Genomic DNA, 17,689 nt, shown 5'->3' on the forward strand with positions numbered 1-17,689 from the left:
ATTACTTTTCAGATTGATCCACCTACACCCTTGAACTTCTCAACAAAGGCCGCGATCTTCTGGAAGACAGTCTGCTTCTTGGTCAGAAATTGCGGGTTCAATGGGCTCATCTTGGGCAGAACCGCGTTGAGTTCGGTGCCGTTTTCGCTGGCGAACTCACGCTTGAGTGAGGTGATGATGTAACGCTTCGCAGCCTCGGCGTAGAGGCTTTCCGAAGTGATCAACTCCTGCGCCTCACGCTGCTGCTCAGCCTGGGCGAACTTGAAGAACGCATCGATCACGCTGGCCTTGTCACCGATCTGGTCCAAATCGGTCTGGTTGATGAAGTCCACCACTAGACTTTCTTTCGCGCGGTTGCCCAGGCTGGCGCGAATCACACGCCGCACCTCATCCACCAGTTCAGTCTTGCTCTTGGTCTTCTTGTTGTGCTCGAAGATCAGTTCCAGGATGTAGTCCAGGTTGATTTCCTGTGACCTCAATAGGTCCACCTCAAAGACCACGTCATCCCAGTCAATGGTGGACTTCTCTTTCTCGGCCCCCGCCTTCTCTCGGCGTAGCCAGTCGCGCACGTCGTTGTAGGTCGAGCGATAGTCCTGAATCTTCCGCTCGGGCGGGAGCGTGACGGCTTGCAGCGCGGTCAGATCTTCGTCACTCAGGTAGTGCTTGGCCTTGAACGCCTCAACTGCGGCAGCGTCGGCCAGATCGACGCTTTGCAACTCCTTCAAGCTGGCAAATTCGTCATAGTTCTGCAGCACGTTCTCCACGCGCAGGTACTCGCCGAACAGCTTGGCAAACGCCTTCTTGTCGGCCTCCTTCTCAATGGCCGCAGGGTCGGGGAAACGCTCTTCCAGCTCCTGCACCACATCCTTGAAGCCCCTCCGTGCCTCGCCGGTAGCCGCATCGGTGAAGCCTTCCATGTACTCCTTGTAGCTCTTCTCCAGCACCACGTTCTTGGTGTTCTTGTCACCGAACAGGGTGATGGCGTCGATGGTCGCTTGCTCCAGATCGCGGAACGTGACGATGTTGCCGAAGGTCTTGGTAGCGTCAAAGATGCGGTTGGTACGCGAGTAGGCCTGCATCAGTCCGTGGAAGCGCAGGTTCTTGTCGACAAACAGTGTATTGAGCATGGGCGCATCAAAACCAGTCAGGAACATGCCCACCACGATGAGCAGGTCGATTTCCTTGGCCTTCACCTGTTTGGCCAGATCGCGGTAGTAGTTCTGGAAGCCGTTGCTATCCACGCTGAAGTTGGTCTTGAACAGCGCGTTGTAGTCGGCGATGGCCGCGCTCAGGAACTCCTTTGCACTGCTGTTCATGGCCGAGACATCAAAGTTCTCGTCCTGGATGTCGCCAATCGCGTCCTGCTCTTCGTTGGCGGCGAACGAGAAGATGGTGGCCACCTTCAGCGGCTTCTCGCTGGTCTTCTGCAACTCGCGGAAGCACTCGTAGTACAGCTTGGCAGCATCCACGCTGCTGACGGCAAACATGGCGTTGAAGCCCTTGTTGCCCGCATGCTGGCGATGGGTCTTTTGCCGGAAGTTGTTCAGGATGTACTGGGTGATCTCGCGGATGCGATCCGGGTGCAGCAGGGCCTGCTTGTTTTCGGCTGCACTCAGCTTCTTCTCGTCCTGCTCGGTCTCGATGGCCTTGAACTGCGGACGAACGTCGTTGTAGTCCACCTTGAACTTCAACACCTTCTCGTCGCGAATGGCATCGGTGATCACGTACGAGTGCAGCTCACGGCCAAACACGCTCGCTGTGGTCTCGGCACCCAAAGCGTTCTCCGGGAAGATGGGTGTGCCGGTGAAGCCGAACTGGCAGAACTTCTTGAACTTTTTCTTCAAGTTCTTCTGTGCTTCGCCAAACTGGCTGCGGTGGCACTCGTCGAAGATGAACACCACTTGCTTGCCGTAGATGGGCAGGTCTGCCTCGCTCTTCATCAGGTTGTTGAGCTTCTGGATGGTGGTGACGACGATCTTGTTGTCGTCCTTCTCCAAGTTGCGCTTCAAGCCTGCCGTGCTATCCGAGCCGTTCACGCTGTCCGGCGAGAAGCGTTGGTATTCCTTCATGGTCTGGTAGTCCAGATCCTTGCGGTCTACCACGAAGAACACCTTATCGATGAAGTCCAGCTCGGTGGCCAGGCGCGCGGCCTTGAAACTGGTCAGGGTCTTGCCGCTGCCGGTGGTGTGCCAGATGAAGCCGCCGCTTTCTGTGTTGCTCCAGTTTTTGGCCTGATGGCTGCTCTTGATCTTCCACAGAATGCGTTCCGTGGCGGCGATCTGGTAAGGCCGCATCACCAGCAGCGTGTTGCTGACGTCAAACACCGAATAATGCAGCAGCACATTGAGCAGCGTGTGCTTCTGGAAGAAAGTGGCCGTGAAGTCCTTCAGGTCGCGGATCAAGCTGTTGTCCGCCTTCGCCCAGTTCATGGTGAAGTCGAAGCTGTTCTTGTTGCGCTGCGTGGTGTTGGCGAAGTAGCGGCTGTCGGTGCCGTTCGAGATCACGAACAGTTGCAGATACTTGAACAGGGAGTGCTCGCTGTTGAAGCTCTCCTTGCTGTAGCGGTGCACTTGGTTGAAGGCTTCCCGGATCGCCACGCCGCGCTTTTTCAGTTCCACCTGCACCAGTGGCAGGCCATTGACCAGGATGGTCACGTCATAGCGGTTGGCGTGCGTGCCTGCCTGCTCAAACTGCTTGATCACCTGTACCTTGTTGCGGGTGATGTTTTTCTTGTCCAGCAGGTAGATGTTCTGGATGCGCCCGTCGTCAAAGACAAAATCGTGGATGTAGTCGTCGTGAATCTTGCGGGTTTTCTCGACAATGCCATCACTGGGCTTGTCCAGCCAAGATTCGACGAACCGCAGCCATTCACCGTCGGTGAACTGCACGGCATTGAGCGCCTGCAGTTGCACGCGTACGTTGGCCAGCAGATCGACAGGGGTCCTGATGAACTGAGCGAACTCGTAGCCCTGATTGACCAAATCTTGGATCAGCTCGCGCTCCAGATCGCTTTCGCTTTGGTAGTGCTCAGAGACCTTCCACTCCCGGGTGTACTGGTCGAGGACGATGAAGTTCTTGGACTCAGCGATGGCCTTGTAATCAAACATTTTCGGCCTCCTGCTTTTTGAAACGGTAGGTGTCGCCTAAAAATGAAACCAGCTGAGCAAGCCTTTCCTTATCAGATTCTTCTATCTCAGCCACTTCTTCACCTGCGTGTGCAGAATGACTAGACAGATTCAGGATTCTGTTTGCAAATGGGTCCGGCACACCATCTGAAGTCGTCTGAAGCAAATCTTCCCATCGTAGATAACCCAGAAATGTCGCCGTCTTTTCGAGAATGTTTCTCAAGAAATTGAAGTGATACTTCTTTATCTGTCCGTCCTTTATGGCGGATCGCAATTCCGCCAGCAAGAACAAGTGATAAGAGAAAGGGTGGTCATTAGACGTGATTAAATCAAAATTTCCATCGGCCTTCTTCTCCAGCCTGTATTTCTCAGATTGCCCACGCTTATAAATCCAGGATGAACTGCCATCCTGATTGCGTTTTTTTAAATCGTTGTTAAGCTCATTGTGCAAAACGTTGTAAAAAAGAGGGCTGTGCGTTGTTATCACAAACCTCAATCCATGGCCATCAACATAGGCGCTTTTTTTAATTAGTCCAGCCAAATCAACAGCAAGTTCTATGAGATGACCGTCATCCAATGAACTTACCGGGTCATCGATAAAAACATACTTCAAGCTGTTGAATTTATCGGTGATCCTATTTGCTACATTCCCCTCATTACGTATCAATACAACCTGCTCCAAAAGCGTATACAAAACACTCCAAATAAAATTACTTTCTTCGCCTTTGGAGACTTTTATTATTTCGTATTGGCCCTGAATTGGGGCATCGACAACACTTGCTTCCGAATCGGCTTGAGCGGCGACAACAGGCTTATTGATAGGCACCTGGAAAGAAATTTCCGAAAAGGCTGGCACGACCAAGTCAATCTCTTGTTCGTCAAAATTTCTAATCTTCTTTGTATATCTTTGATTGAATACCGGATTGGTATTGCTGCTCGTATACCGTTGAAAGTTTGATGCAATGTTGCCGTCTTCACCCAAATCTTGGAGTATCGTTATTAGCCAGTCCGTAAAAGTATTCGGTTGAACCTTAAGCTTGGGTTCAATGTCGCTGTCTAAGTCGTTATCCCAGTAAAATAAGTCTTCAGTGAACGCGTTGTAATAAAGTATCTTGTTCCGCGGCGGGTCTACTTCTCCTCCGTTGTGATCCTCGGAGTTCTTTGGCGCAATTAAATCCTTGAACGCCCGGGATAGCCGAGTTTTGCCTGATCCGTTGAATGCATAGATTAGTTGCACCTTTTTGTTGGCATCTTGTAGCTGTTGCGCAATCTGCGCGAGTGTCTTTCCCATGTTATGCCTTCACCTCTTCCGGCTTTGGAAAGCTCATCAGCAGATCACGGTAGTACTCGTATTGCTTTTGGCGCAGCTCGATCTCGTGGGGCAAGCCTTCAGTTAGGGATGTGGTTAGGGCGTGGAACTTATCAAGGATGCCCGCAATACGCTGTTGCTCGAACATTGAAGGAAATGGGATTTTTAATCCTTTTAAAAGGCCGCCCGTCACTAGAGGCTGTCCACCACCCACTGCGTACTGATTTAGATTCATTTGCGTTAGTTGATGAAATGCGAAACGAATATTCCATTCATCTTTGGGGCGAACTATGAGCGTGTTGTCGGATACGTCAAAGGTTCCGGACACTGCATTAACTCGCCCGGCATTCGCACCGACGCGCGCAACCAGAAGTACTTTGCCCAAGTATGCTGCTTCGCTAGTGAACCCGATCAAACCTGTCGATCCATAGACTGGGATAGGACCATCTGTGGCTCGATCCTTATTTCGTCCTGATGCAATACTTCTTGTAACGTCTTCCAGGGTCTTCCACTCAACGTCACTATCGTCAAAACTCAACAACTGATCACGATAGTATTTGTATTGTTTCCTGCGGGCAGTCAGCTCAGCGGTCAGCTCGGCGGTCAGCTCGGTGAAGGCGTCCAGGATGCGGACGATTTCGGCTTGGATTTCAAGCGATTTTTTTGGATTGTCGGGGCAGGGGATGGGTACTTGTATCTTCCTAAACCTCTCTTTGGAAATATTGAAGCGAGTGACGCCGCTTGCGGTTTTTGCAATTTCCATCCGCATGAAGCTACTTCTAAAAAGATGCTTCACAAAGCCCGGACTCAGAGGGACGTCTTGGTTGAACCTGACCCCAAAAGAAAAACTGTTTAGATAGATCGGACCTTCGAAATCCTCGACGACCACCGAGGACATACCGGCTTCTTCCGCAATTTCGGAAGATCCAGTGAACAAAACGTCACCAATCTTAATGCTGTTCTGCTTTTCTGATTCTGACACCTTCACATTTTCAAGGCAGGAAAAATCAATGCTTGAATTTGCGAAGATGTTTTTGTACGTTACATACTTGGCACATCCTCCCTCAAAGTCTTTCTTGCTTTTTCCAGTAAGCCCCCCGTAGAAAGACGAGATTTCTCCCAGTGGCCGCCACTGAACATCAGCTTCGTCCAAAATCTTGACCAAGAAGTTCACGTCGCTCATGCCTCCAGCTCCTCGCCTTCAATCTCAGCGACGATGGCATCAATATCCCTCCGAAGCTGGTCAATCCTGGCGACAGTGGATTTCAGCTCGGCGTTGAGCTGAGCAATGTCCACCACTTCACGTGTGTCTTCGGGTTCCACGTAGCTACTGACCGAGAGGTCGTAGTCATTGGCCGCCACCTGCTCCAAGGGCACCGATTTGGAAAAGTGATCGACATTTTCCTTGCTGTCGAACACCGCCATGATTTGCTCGATATGCGAATCCAGCAGGACGTTGTTATTGGTTTCTTTCTTGAATAGCCCGCTGGCGTCGATGAACTGAGTAGTGGTGTCTTTCTTATTTTTCGCCAGCACCAGAATGTTCACCGCAATGGTTGTGCCGTAAAACAGGTTGGGCGCGAGCGAGATCACGGTTTCCGCGTAGTTGTTATCCACCAGATACTGGCGGATTTTCTGCTCAGCCCCACCCCGGTAGAAGATGCCGGGGAAACAGACAATCGCAGCGCGGCCTTTGCTGGAGAGGTAGCTGAGCGCGTGCAATACAAAGGCAAAGTCGGCCTTGGACTTTGGCGCGAGTACGCCGGCCGGGGCAAAGCGTTCGTCGTTGATCAGCGTGGGGTCGTCGCTGCCGATCCACTTCACCGAATACGGCGGGTTGGAGACGATGGCGTCAAATGGCCGGTCGTCAGCGAAATGCGGCTCCTCCAACGTGTTGCCCAACTGGATGTTGAACTTGTCGTAGTTCACGTTGTGCAAGAACATGTTCATCCGCGCCAGGTTGTACGTGGTGTGGTTGATTTCTTGCCCAAAGAACCCGTCTTCGATCAGGTGTTGGTCGAAGTGCTTCTTGGCTTGCAGCAGCAGCGAGCCAGAGCCGCAGGCGGGGTCATAAATCTTGTTGACGCTGGTTTGCTTGTGCATGGCCAGCTGGGCGATCAGCTTGGACACATGCTGCGGCGTGAAAAACTCGCCGCCCGACTTGCCCGCGTTCGCCGCGTAGTTCGAAATCAGGAATTCGTAGGCGTCCCCGAACAGATCGATGTGGCTGGCATCGAAACCGCCGAAGTCCAGCTCCGCCACGCGTTTGAGCACTTTGGACAGACGATCGTTCTTGTCCTTGACGGTGTTGCCCAGGCGGTTGCTGGTGGTGTCGAAATCCGCAAACAGGCCTTTGATATCGCGTTCGGAGGGGTAGCCGTTGGCGGAGGCCTCAATGGCGGAAAAGATGTTGGCCAGATCGGTATTCAGGCTCTCGTTGGTGTTGGCGTTGGCCGCCATGTTGACGAAGAGCTGGCTGGGGTAGATGAAGTAGCCCTTGGTCTTGATGGCGTCATCTTTGGCGGCCGCGATGTTCGGATCACTGTCTGCCATGGCGGCGTAATTGACAGAAGGGTCACCGCCGGTGATGTAGTCGATGAAGTTCTCGCTGATGAAGCGATAGAACAGGGTGCCCAGCACGTATTGCTTGAAGTCCCACCCATCGACGGCACCGCGGACGTCATTGGCGATATCCCAGATCTTGCGCTGTAGTGCGGTGCGTTGTTCGTTGCTTGTCATCTTAAAAGTCCAGTTTTGATTCGTTGGGTCCGGCTCAGGCTTAACGCTTGAACTGGAGGAAATGAGTTGTTACGGCAAGAGGGCCGAGGTCTATCTCCCGGCTTTCTTCGCCTTGGGTCGATAGAAATCCTTGATTCTTCAGGCGAATGCCGACGTATCGCTCAGCTTTTATCGCCCATCTATCGACGATAGAACGCAGGTTGTCCGATAGACTGGTCATGCCACGGCCCAGTACCGCCGCCAGCGGTTGTCACCCTCAAAGCGGACTTCCCCGCGCCCGATCAGCTCTTCCAGCGCGCGCTTGACTTGCTTGGGATGAATCTCCCCGCCAACGCGTTTATGTATGTCACTGATCGCAGACCTTGGATAGCGCTGCAAATCTTCAAGTACAAGTGCTGCCAAGCGGTGCGGCTCGATGCGCTTGAGCGTGGTGGACGTGGAGAAGTCCAGGCTGCGCAACAGTTCCGGATCAATGAAGTAGCGCGTGGCCTGGGTTCGGCCGACACTACGCACCAGCTGCCATTCCAGCGGACGTTTGAGCCACGCGGACAGCGATTCGACCGATGGAAGCTCCAGCGCCTGGGCCAGTTCCCGGGCTGTCAGGGCATCATGTTGCGCCAGCAACCCCAGAGCGATGCGTTCGCGCTGGGTCAACTGATAGGTCTGGTCGGCCTTCGCAATGAAGTCGATGACTTCGGGCTTGATGATGCGACGGTGCACCGTCACCTGCACGCGATCATGCCGTTCGGACAGTTCCGGCGCGGGCCGACCTTGCGACAGCAGCACCTCGAACATCTTGTCGAAGCCACTGCCTTCCCGCTCCATCAGCTTGAGGTCGTGGAACAGGCGCGCAAGGTGTTCGTTGCGGCGTACCGTCGTGTGCAGGATATTTTGTGGAGTGACGCCCAAGGGAAGCAGGCCAGGATTGACGACTTCAAGCCGGTCAGGGTGCAGGTTCAGGAAGATGTCGCCTCGCTGGGTGTAGGGGCGATGTACGAGGGCATTGACCAGCAATTCGCGCACCACGATCTCATCGAATGCAGGCACGTTCTGGCGGTACAGGCCATCGGGCAGTTCATAACGCTCCCGGAAATCCGGCACCCCCTGCCAGACGGCCTCGATCAGCTCCATCGGGTTCAACGTGTGGTCGTCCCAAGGCAGTTTGTTGACCTTCTGCTCATGTTCGTCGTACTTGATGAACTGGATGACTGGTGCGGTTGCCAGTTGCGCCCGGTGCTGCTGCTTGCCGATGCACAGGATGCCGAGGTGGGTCAGGTACTGGCCTTGTGCAAGCTGGTAGTGATCAAGCAGTTCCTCATCATCCTTTTCCTTGACAGATGCTTTGACGCGGTCGGATGCGCGCAGGGCGTTCAGCAGGCGGTTGAACTGGGCGGTGTCGCGCTCCGCGCGGGGGATGTACAGGGTGGTCTGGGTTTCCCAGGGCAGCGCGCTGCGCTCGGTTGCCAAACGCATCACCTCGTCACCGGTAACCGGCTTGCTCTGGTCTGCGACGCGCAGGAAGTAACGGCCGTCGGTGGTCGAGGCGACAGCAGCAGCGCGCGGGACAGTCAGGTCGATATATTGGCCGCCATTGGCGGCGGTCACGATGTCGGGGAGCGCCACCACATTGACCGTGCGTTCGGCCAGCTTGCGCCGCAATGTGTCCGGCAGGTCTATCGGTACTTGCTGGCCTGCAGGCGGCTGATCCTGGTCGTCCTCGATACCGATCAGGAGGTGGCCGCCCGTCGCATTGGCGAAAGCCACGCAGTCCTTGACCAGTTCGCCCCAGTCGGCTGTCTTGCCCAACACCGCGCGCAGCGACTTCCGGTCGAGCAGTTGCCCTTCCTGGCTCATCAGCAGACCCCCTTCATGTCCGTGTCCATCAATCCAGTACCACCAGGAATTCGGTCGCCAACGCGGTTGGCTGAACGTCCCGGACATTGCGTTGCAGGGAAACCAGCCCATAGTCCGCCATCATTCGCAGCGTGCGCGACAGGTTCGGCACCTTGCGCCCGCTGAGTTCGGCCAGTTCCGTAAGGGACTTGGGTTGCCTGTCGTGAATGAGGCGCAGCAGACGGCGGTTGTCATCGGAAAGCACAGCAGCCAGCGATGCCAGGGATGGAAACCAGATGCTTGGCATCTCGCTCCCTTTCTGGGGTGGTCTATCTGGCTGTCGGACGCCGACAATGCAACGCTTCATGATCGTGAGGTCCATGACATGTCTCTTTGATAATTATATCAGTGCGTGATAATCATCGCCGTTAAAGATGCCTCGGTTGCAGATGGCGGTGCCCTTTTGCAACCAAAGGGGGAAAAGGCAAGGGAATAGCGATTAAGAGACAACGGCCCTACCCCGAAAAGGAAAAAGCCACCCTCAAGCCGAACCAGCACCGATCACCAGATTTCCCGACGGCACCAACCCGTCGATGTAATCCGCCCACGCCTGCAACATCTCCCGCCGCTGCTCGGCGTACTCCGCCCGGTTGTAGACGCCCCGCACGCCGCCGATGGTGTGGTTCAGCGCCTTTTCCACCACATCCGAAGGCCAACCCTGTTCGTGCAGCAATGTCGATGCGGTGCGCCGCAGGTCATGGATGGTGAAGGCGGGGATCTCCTGCCCCTGCAACGACACCTTCAGCGCCTGGTTCAGCGCATTGCTGGCGAAGGGCTTGACCAGGGAGCCACGGCCCGGCAACACCCAGACGCTGCTGCTGGCGAGCGGCTTGAGCTCCTTGAACAGCGTCTGCGCCTGGGTGGACAGGTAGACGATGTGCGGCTTGCCGGTCTTGGAATTCTCGACCGGGATGTGCCATTCGCCTTCGTCCAGATGCACGTCCTTCCACTGCGCCAGCATCAGCTCGGACTTGCGCACCAGCGTCATCAGGATCAACTGGAAAGCGATCTTGAACTGGCGGCGGATGTTGGAGGTCTGCATGGCTCGCAGGAACTGACGGATTTCGTCTGGCGTCAGCGCCCGGTCGCGGGCGGCGGCGCGGTAGACGTGCCGCATTGGCAGGGCCATGACCGGATTGGCCTGGATCAGGCCGCAGGTCAGTGCGTAGTCGAACATGCGCTTGAGCAGGCCGCGCACCTGGCCGGCGGCGGCATCGAAGCCTTGCTCCTTCTTGCGCCAGATGACGCTGCGCACATCCTCGGCGGTGATGTCCCGGATCGGCTTGCTGCCGATATGCGGCAGGATGTCCTTTTCTTGGTAGCGGCGGGGCATGGTCACGTTCTTGTGGTCGCGTGACTGGATGTCCTTGAAGAAGCGTTCGGCGAATTCGGCCACGGTGGCGTCTTCTGCGCCGGTTACCTTCTCCTGCTGCTTTTTCTGCGCCGGAGACTGGCCCAGCGCCACCAGATGCGCCGCCTCGTCCCGTTTCAGGCGCGCATTCTTCAGGGTGAGGGCCGGGTACTTGCCCAGAGTGAGCTTCTCGCGTTTGCCACTCAGCCGATAGCGATAACGCCAGACGATGCTGCCACTCGGCAGCACTTCGACGTACAGCCCGCGATCGTCGCTGACGATGTATGAGGCGTCCCGGGGTTTGAGCGCCTTGAGTGCGGTGTCTGTGAGAGACATGGACCTTCCTTTGGGTCCATGGAAGCCAATCTGTTAGACCGTCCGGTGAAATTGGACCCAATTATGGACCCGGATGGCGATGGCTTCGACTGTATCACCGAATCAGTCAGTAGACAAAAATCCCTTTATTTATGCGGATTGTAAGCACATCAGCAGACTTCAGTGGACGCCCCAGGACCTCACCTCACTTCCCGATGCAGAAACTGGAGAAGATCCTTCCCAGCAGGTCATCGGCGCTCATCTGCCCGGTGATCTCGCCCAGCGCATCATGCGCCAGCCGCAGTTCTTCGGCGGCCAGTTCCAGGTGCTCATGCGCCAGCTCACCATCGGCGCGCTGCGCATGTTCCTGCGCGCGCTCGATCGCATCCACATGGCGCGTGCGTGCGGAGAACTCGCCGTCCACCTGCTCGCCTGCCCCGGCCGAGGCAATCGAACGCAGGCGCGCATGCAGATCTTCGAGTCCGGCGCCGGTGGCCGCCGAAACGAACACCCGATCCGGATCGTCCAGCGTCGGCAGCGCCGTCAGCAGATCCGACTTGTTGTGGATGTAGACCTTGTGCGGCACCGCCGCCACGGCATCGCCCAGCGCCGCTTCGCCGGCCGCTGGATCGCGCGCATCCAGCACGATCAGCGCCAGGTCCGTACGCTCGATTTCCACATGCGCGCGGCGCATGCCTTCGCGTTCGATGGCGTCGCCACCGTCGCGCAGGCCCGCGGTGTCGACCAGGGTCAGCTCCAGGCCGTCCAGGCGGATGGTCTCGCGCAGGGTGTCGCGGGTGGTGCCGGCGATGTCGGTGACGATGGCGCGTTCGCTGCCGGCCAGCGCATTGAGCAATGAACTCTTGCCGGCATTCGGCGGCCCGATCAGCACCGCATGCAGGCCATCGCGCAGGCGGCGGCCGCGCTCGGCATCCCGCCGCAGCAGGGCCAGGTCGCTGCGCGCCTGTTCCAGCCCACGCCGCACCTGCGCGCCACCGAGGGTATCCAGCGGTTCGTCGGCGAAGTCGATGGCCGCTTCCACATGGATGCGCAGCAGCACCAGCTGTTCGACCACGGCGTCGATGCGGCGCGAGAACACACCATCCAGCGAACGGCGTGCAGCGCGCGCGGCACGATTGTCGCCCGCGGCGATCAGGTCGGCGATGGCCTCGGCCTGGGCCAGGTCGAGCTTGCCGTTGAGGAATGCCCGTTCGCTGAACTCACCCGGGCGCGCCTGACGCGCACCGAGCGCGATGCAGCGCGCGACCAGTTGCTGCAACAGCACCGGACTGCCATGGCCCTGCAGTTCCACCACCTCTTCGCCGGTGAAGCTGTTCGGTGCCGGGAACCACAGCACGATGCCATCGTCGATGACCTCGCCGTCGGCATCACGCAGGCGCGCGTAGTGCGCGTGGCGCGGACGCAGTGCAGGTGCACCCAGCGCATTGGCAATCGCTGCAGCGCGCGGGCCGGACAGGCGCAGCAGGCCGACACCGCCGGCGCCGGGCGCACTGGCGATGGCCACGATGGTGTCGGTGCGGATCGCGTCGTTCATGGCTCAGAGTTTCTCCAGCTGCGCACGCGCCTGGGCCGCGCCGCTGCCCTGCGGCTGCAGCGCCAGGTAGGTGGTGTAGGCCTGTTTGGCCTTGGCCTTGTCGCCGGCGTTGAAGTAGGCGTCGCCCAGGTTGAGATAGGCCACGGCGCGCGAGGGGTCGATCTTCAGTGTGTTCTCCAGCCAGCGCGCCGCTTCGGCATAGCGCTGCTGGCGGTAGTAGACGAAGCCGAGGTTGTTGGCGGCCTGGGCGAAGTCCGGGCGCAGCTTCAGCGCCTCGGTGAACTGGGCTACCGCTTCGTCGTACTGCTTCTCGCGGTACAGCTGCAGGCCACGGTCATTGGCCTGCTGCGCGCGCTGGCGGTCGGACGCCGGGCCGGCGGTGGGCACCACCAGCTTGGCCTTGCCACCCTGCAGGTCGGCCACGGTTACCGGTGCCTGGCTGCCCTTGGCTTCGCTGGCGGCATCCACTTTGTTGTTCAGCGCGATCGCATCGGCGGTCAGCTGGCGCGTATCGGCGTTGAGGAATTCCTGGCTGTCCGGCACCTGGAACACGAACTCGCCGCCCTGCGAGCCGGGCAGGCTGCCGAAGGCCGGGGTCTGGTGCGAGACCGCCGAGACCGCCGGCGCCACGTAGGCGGCCAGTTCGGTACCGGTGATCAGGCCGTCGCCGTTGAGGTCGCCCTTGCCGGCCAACGCCTGCAGCAGCACCCAGGTGAACACCGAGTGGCCGTTGGGGCCGGCATCGGCCACCTGCTGGTCGGCACCACCGGCGGTCAGCATCTGCCGCGCGCTGCGGCGGGCGTTCTCGCGCAGGAACGACGACGACGAGGGACCGCCACGGGTCAGGCCCAGGCCGCTGTAGCAGGCATCCATCACGAACATCACATGTTTGGCCTGCATGCTCTCGGCGATGTTCTGGATGTCGGTCATCGCGATCGCGTCGGTGGCAAATTCCTTCGGATCCGAATCGACCGGAATGATGTAGCCGAGGTCGCGCCCGGAGGCGAGCTGGCGGGTCGCGCCATGACCGGCGAAGAACACGAACACGCGATCGTTCTTACCGGTGCGGTCGTCGGCCAGGCGGTCGTGGAAGGCGGCCAGGATGTTGTTGCGGGTGGCCTGCTCGTTCTTCAGCACGATCACCTGCGAGGACGGGAAGCCGAACTGCCCGGTCAAGGTATCGGCCACTGCCTGAGCATCATGGCTGGCGTATTCCAGCTTCGGCCACTTGGCGTAGTTGTCGATGCCGACCACGATCGCCCATGACTTCTCGTAGCCGGTGGTGACGGTGGCGGCACCGGCGTCGCCCTTTCGCGCACGGGCGACGGTGAAGTCGCGGCCATTCCAGCCGGCGAACTGGTAGCCATCGGCGATCAGCCGGTCGAGGATCTGCGGCAGCGCCTTCACCGCACGATCGTGGATGTCGTGGAACAGGATGATGCCGCGCTGTTCCGTGTTCACCTGGTCGAGCACGCGCTGCACGATCGACTCCGGTACCGGGTCGGCCCAGTCCATCGAGTCGATGTTCCACATGATCGACTTCAGGCCGGCTTCGTTGAGCAGCTGCAGGCCTTCGGCATTGCGCGCGCCATACGGGAAGCGGAACAGCGGCGCGCGCTTGCTGTCGACGTCCTTCAGCAGCGTGTCGGTGTCGAGTACCTGCTGGCGCAGCGCATCGCCGGTGGTGCGCGACAGCTGGGCATGGGTCAGGCTGTGGTTGCCCACAGCGTAGCCCTCCTCCATCAGGTTGCGGCTGATCTTCGCCATCGGGCCCAGGCTGACCTTGCCATCGGCCTCGACCTTGCCCAGGTTTCGGCCCACTTCGAAGAACACGCCCGGCACGTCGTAGCGCTTGAGGATGGCCACCACTTCATCGGTGTAGGCCTTGTGCGGGCCATCGTCGAAGGTCAGCACCACGGTCTTGGCCGGCAGGTCGCGGCCGAAGATCTCGCGGTCGCTGTCCTTCATCGACATCGGGTACGGCTCGATCACCCCGTAGTCGCGCAGGATCGCTTCGCGGCTGTAGTCCTTGTGCAGGTGCGCGATGTAATCGTCCCACTTCTCGCGCTTCAGCTCGATGGCGCGGGTGCGCTCGAAGCGGCTGAAGATGCGGGTCAGTTCCTGGTTGTAGTTGCGTTCGATCTCGTCGAGCGCCTCCAGGTCCTCGCCGATGCGCTGATGCAGCTTCACCGCCGGCAGCGACGAATCCGTGCCAATGCGCTCATGCAGATCACGCAGCACTTCGCGGAAGGCCAAGCGGTCGGCATCGAACAGTTCCGGCGCCGACTCGATGTAGTCCAGCACGGTGCCGAGGGTGGCGAAGCGCTGCGGGCTGGTACCGCGCAGCAGGGTGTCGAACTGCGCGGCGATGGCCGTACGTTGTTCCAGGCCATCATGGAACAGCTGCTGGCCCACACGCGTGGAGGTGCCGCGGTCGGCGGCCGACTGCTGTTCTTCGTCGGCCAGCAGCACGATGATCCGACGGTAACCGTCGAGCTGCTTCTGCAGCGCAGCCAGCAACGGCGCGGCGGCCGGGTCGGCGGCGGCCGCGGCCTGCGCGCTGGGCTGGGTCACGCCGGTTACCGGTGCCTTCGCGTCCTTGTCGCCACAGCCGGCAACGACCAGGGTCAACAACAGCGAGGGCAGGAACAGGCGGAACGACGACGCACGCGGCATGGCGGACTCGATGGATGGAGGAACGGTGTGCCGGCGATTCTAACGCCGCATACGAAAAGCCCGCCTTGCGGCGGGCTTCTGCTGGGGTCAGCCGGCCAGCGGCCGGCTCTACCGATTACTTTTTCTTGACCGGGGCCGGGGCGGTGGTGGCCGGGACTGGCTCGCCGCCGTGGCGCTTGGTCATCCACCACTGCTGCAGCAGGCCCAGGCCGCCGTTGACCACCCAGTACAGAACCAGGCCGGACGGCATGAAGGCCATCATGACGCCGAACACCAGCGGCATGAACTGCATCATCTTCTGCTGCATCGGGTCCATGCCCGGTGCCGGGGTCAGCTTCTGCGTGAACCACATCACCGCCACGTTGATCACCGGCAGGATGAAGTACGGGTCGCGTGCGGTCAGGTCCTGGATCCAGCCGAACCAGGGCGCCTGGCGCAGTTCGACCGATTCCACCAGCACCCAGTACAGGGCGAAGAAGATCGGCATCTGGATGAGGATCGGCAGGCAGCCGCCCATCGGATTGATCTTTTCCTTCTTGTACAGCTCCATCATCGCGGTCTGGAACTTCTGGCGGTCATCACCATAGCGTTCCTTCAGCTGCGCGATGCGCGGCTGGAAACGACGCATCTTGGCGCCGCTCTTGTACTGGGTCGCCGACAGCGGGTACAGCACCAGCTTCAGCAGCACCACCAGGCCGACGATCGCCCAGCCCCAGTTGCCGACCAGCTTGTGCACCTGGTTCAGCACCCAGAACAGGCCCTGGCCGATCACCGCCATCATCGAGAAGCGGCTGTAGTCGACCACGCGGTCCAGGCCCGGCACGTCTTCCTTGGCAATCAGGTTGACCAGCTTCGGGCCGACCCACAGGCGGGCTTCGGTGCTGGTGGACTGGCCCGGGGCCACGGTGAAGGCCGGGCCACGCGCTTCGATCAGGTCACGACCGGCCACCTGCGACAGCACGTAGTGTGCGGTCTGGTCCTTCTGCGGGATCCAGGCGGTGAAGAAGTGGTGCTGCAGCATCGCCAGCCAGCCGCCGGTGATGTTCTGGTTCAGCGTGCCGTCTTCCAGGTAGTCCTTGAACGCACGACGCTGGTACTTCTTGTCGTTGTCGTACCAGGTGGCACCGTTGAAGCTGAAGGAATCCGGGTTGGTCATGCTCCGCGACAGGATGGTCGGGGTGCGGTCCAGGGTGCGGTAGACGTAGCCGTTCCACGGCGCGGCGCCGGCGTTGCTGACTTCATCCTTGAAGCGCACGGCATACTCGTTGCGCGAGACGGTCAGCGTGCGCTTGATGGTCACGCCGTTGTCGGCGGTCCACACGAACGGGATCTGCAGCTCGTTCTGGCCCTTGGCCAGCACGAAGTCCTTGGTGTCACCGACCAGCTTGAAGCCGTCGGCGCCGGGGACCGGGGTGTTCTTGTCTTCGCTGGCCCAGCCACTGATCGCGCTGTACGGGTGCGCGGGGTCTTCGGTCAGCAGGCGGACCGGCGGGCTGCCTTCGTCCTTGGTCTGCGGGAACTGCAGCAGCTCGGCATCGAGCACGCGGCCGCCGTCGAGCACCAGGCGCAGCACGTCGGTGGTGACGGTCACGCGCTGGCTGGCCGGGGTGGCGCTGGCCTGGGCCTGCACGGCGGCCTGGCCGGGGGCACCCGGCACCTGGGCGCTGGGGATGGCGCCCGGGGTTGCGCCCGGAACGCTCTGTGCGGCGGCCGGGGCCGACGTGGTCGTCGGTGCCGGGGTCGGAGCAGCCTTTTCACGGCTCCACTCCATCCACAGCAGCACGGCCACCATCAGCCAGGCAAAAATGAGGAATACGCGGGTCTGGTTCATCAGCGGACAGGCTCGGCGGGGCCGGGACGCGATGCCGGCTCGGTCAAAGAAGGAGTTGCGATGCCATCAGGCGGCGGCATTGTGCCGTCCACGCCCGGCGTGGGCAATGCACGCAGGCGACGCAGCAGGCGCAGGAAGGCCTGGCGGATCTCGTCGTTGCTGGCGGAACGCGCAGCACTTCGAGCCACGACGACAAAGTCGCCTGGCTGGATGTCGGTACGTGTCTGACGCAGGATGTCGCGCAGGACGCGCTTGATCCGGTTACGCCCGACGGCGTTCGGATCAACCTTGCGGGAAACCGCCAGACCCAGCCTGGCCGGCCGGTCAGCCGGCAGCCAGTGCAGGGTCATCAGCGGATCGGACACACGGCGGGCGCCGTTGAAGACCGTTGAGTATTCGGCACGCGTGCGAACCCGCGCAGAGCGAGGGAATCGCTTGCGCGGGTCTGCAGTATTCACTGTCGAAGGGATTGCGTCTGCCGCGATGTGCGGCATGGCAATCAGGCGCTCAGGACTTTGCGGCCCTTGGCGCGGCGACGCGACAGGATCTTGCGGCCGTCAGCGGTCTTCATACGGGCACGGAAGCCGTGGTCGCGCTTACGCTTGAGGTTGCTGGGCTGGTAGGTGCGCTTCGTGGCCATTGGGGGCCTCTCGTATGAATGGGACGGAAAGAACCGGAAATTCTAGAGAGGTACCCCGCCCCAAGTCAACCCCTGGCAGCTACGCGAATTCACTGGGCTGTGCAATAGCTGTGGATGTTTTTGTGAATAAGTAGGGGACAAGCATTCCGAAGGCGGGCGCTCGGTGGTAGTCTGAGCCATCCATTTCCCCCCTTTCCGGCCTGTGTTTGGGCGCCTTGTCGCGTCCATGCCCCGGCCACCGGACGATTATTGCTG

General features: G+C 59.5%; 12 protein-coding genes. All 12 read right to left on the minus strand.

From position 1 onward, the window contains the following. Positions 1-8: 8 nt before the first annotated feature. Entirely contained in the window at positions 9-3,107 is a 3,099-nt protein-coding gene (locus ACZK13_RS21040) for an HsdR family type I site-specific deoxyribonuclease (RefSeq protein ID WP_049400338.1), read from the minus strand. Beyond that, entirely contained in the window at positions 3,100-4,416 is a 1,317-nt protein-coding gene (locus ACZK13_RS21045) for an AAA family ATPase (RefSeq protein ID WP_080355117.1), read from the minus strand. The genes ACZK13_RS21040 and ACZK13_RS21045 overlap by 8 nt, the downstream gene beginning before the upstream one ends. A 1-nt stretch (position 4,417) precedes the next feature. After that, positions 4,418-5,617 (minus strand): restriction endonuclease subunit S, encoded by a 1,200-nt coding sequence (locus ACZK13_RS21050; RefSeq protein WP_049399032.1) that lies wholly within the window; start codon positions 5,615-5,617, stop codon positions 4,418-4,420. Beyond that, positions 5,614-7,173 (minus strand): type I restriction-modification system subunit M, encoded by a 1,560-nt coding sequence (locus tag ACZK13_RS21055; protein WP_049399031.1) that lies wholly within the window; start codon positions 7,171-7,173, stop codon positions 5,614-5,616. The genes ACZK13_RS21050 and ACZK13_RS21055 overlap by 4 nt, the downstream gene beginning before the upstream one ends. A gap of 216 nt (positions 7,174-7,389) precedes the next feature. Then, positions 7,390-9,027: an ATP-binding protein gene (locus ACZK13_RS21060; RefSeq protein WP_253143493.1), complete on the minus strand. Its 1,638-nt coding sequence runs from the start codon at positions 9,025-9,027 to the stop codon at positions 7,390-7,392. A gap of 28 nt (positions 9,028-9,055) precedes the next feature. Continuing rightward, positions 9,056-9,388, minus strand: a complete 333-nt coding sequence (locus tag ACZK13_RS21065; protein WP_253143494.1) for an HVO_A0114 family putative DNA-binding protein — start codon at positions 9,386-9,388, stop codon at positions 9,056-9,058. 159 nt (positions 9,389-9,547) lie between these two features. Then, positions 9,548-10,753, minus strand: coding sequence for a tyrosine-type recombinase/integrase (locus ACZK13_RS21070; RefSeq protein WP_253143495.1), 1,206 nt, complete (start codon positions 10,751-10,753; stop codon positions 9,548-9,550). A gap of 184 nt (positions 10,754-10,937) precedes the next feature. Further along, positions 10,938-12,287 carry a tRNA uridine-5-carboxymethylaminomethyl(34) synthesis GTPase MnmE gene (gene mnmE, locus ACZK13_RS21075; RefSeq protein WP_049399027.1) on the minus strand — a complete coding sequence of 450 codons (1,350 nt, stop codon included), beginning with the start codon at positions 12,285-12,287 and terminating at the stop codon, positions 10,938-10,940. A 3-nt stretch (positions 12,288-12,290) separates the two neighbouring features. Beyond that, positions 12,291-14,963, minus strand: a complete 2,673-nt coding sequence (locus ACZK13_RS21080) for a polysaccharide deacetylase family protein (RefSeq protein ID WP_253143496.1) — start codon at positions 14,961-14,963, stop codon at positions 12,291-12,293. Positions 14,964-15,078: 115 nt separating this feature from the next. Continuing rightward, positions 15,079-16,794 carry a membrane protein insertase YidC gene (yidC, locus tag ACZK13_RS21085; protein ID WP_049399025.1) on the minus strand — a complete coding sequence of 572 codons (1,716 nt, stop codon included), beginning with the start codon at positions 16,792-16,794 and terminating at the stop codon, positions 15,079-15,081. Continuing rightward, a complete protein-coding gene (rnpA, locus tag ACZK13_RS21090; protein WP_021203275.1) occupies positions 16,794-17,288 on the minus strand; it encodes a ribonuclease P protein component in 495 nt (164 codons plus the stop codon). The genes yidC and rnpA overlap by 1 nt, the downstream gene beginning before the upstream one ends. A 5-nt stretch (positions 17,289-17,293) precedes the next feature. Then, positions 17,294-17,434 (minus strand): 50S ribosomal protein L34, encoded by a 141-nt coding sequence (gene rpmH, locus ACZK13_RS21095; protein WP_005411729.1) that lies wholly within the window; start codon positions 17,432-17,434, stop codon positions 17,294-17,296. Between the last annotated feature and the right edge of the window lie 255 nt (positions 17,435-17,689).

Source organism: Stenotrophomonas sp. 99219_Sma (assembly GCF_056480785.1).

Coding starts and splice junctions, on each gene's coding strand:
- ACZK13_RS21040 (WP_049400338.1), bottom strand. CDS start 3,107: ATGTTTGATTACAAGGCCATCGCTGAGTCCAAGAACTTCATCGTCCTC.
- ACZK13_RS21045 (WP_080355117.1), bottom strand. CDS start 4,416: ATGGGAAAGACACTCGCGCAGATTGCGCAACAGCTACAAGATGCCAAC.
- ACZK13_RS21050 (WP_049399032.1), bottom strand. CDS start 5,617: ATGAGCGACGTGAACTTCTTGGTCAAGATTTTGGACGAAGCTGATGTT.
- ACZK13_RS21055 (WP_049399031.1), bottom strand. CDS start 7,173: ATGACAAGCAACGAACAACGCACCGCACTACAGCGCAAGATCTGGGAT.
- ACZK13_RS21060 (WP_253143493.1), bottom strand. CDS start 9,027: ATGAGCCAGGAAGGGCAACTGCTCGACCGGAAGTCGCTGCGCGCGGTG.
- ACZK13_RS21065 (WP_253143494.1), bottom strand. CDS start 9,388: ATGGACCTCACGATCATGAAGCGTTGCATTGTCGGCGTCCGACAGCCA.
- ACZK13_RS21070 (WP_253143495.1), bottom strand. CDS start 10,753: ATGTCTCTCACAGACACCGCACTCAAGGCGCTCAAACCCCGGGACGCC.
- mnmE (WP_049399027.1), bottom strand. CDS start 12,287: ATGAACGACGCGATCCGCACCGACACCATCGTGGCCATCGCCAGTGCG.
- ACZK13_RS21080 (WP_253143496.1), bottom strand. CDS start 14,963: ATGCCGCGTGCGTCGTCGTTCCGCCTGTTCCTGCCCTCGCTGTTGTTG.
- yidC (WP_049399025.1), bottom strand. CDS start 16,794: ATGAACCAGACCCGCGTATTCCTCATTTTTGCCTGGCTGATGGTGGCC.
- rnpA (WP_021203275.1), bottom strand. CDS start 17,288: ATGCCGCACATCGCGGCAGACGCAATCCCTTCGACAGTGAATACTGCA.
- rpmH (WP_005411729.1), bottom strand. CDS start 17,434: ATGGCCACGAAGCGCACCTACCAGCCCAGCAACCTCAAGCGTAAGCGC.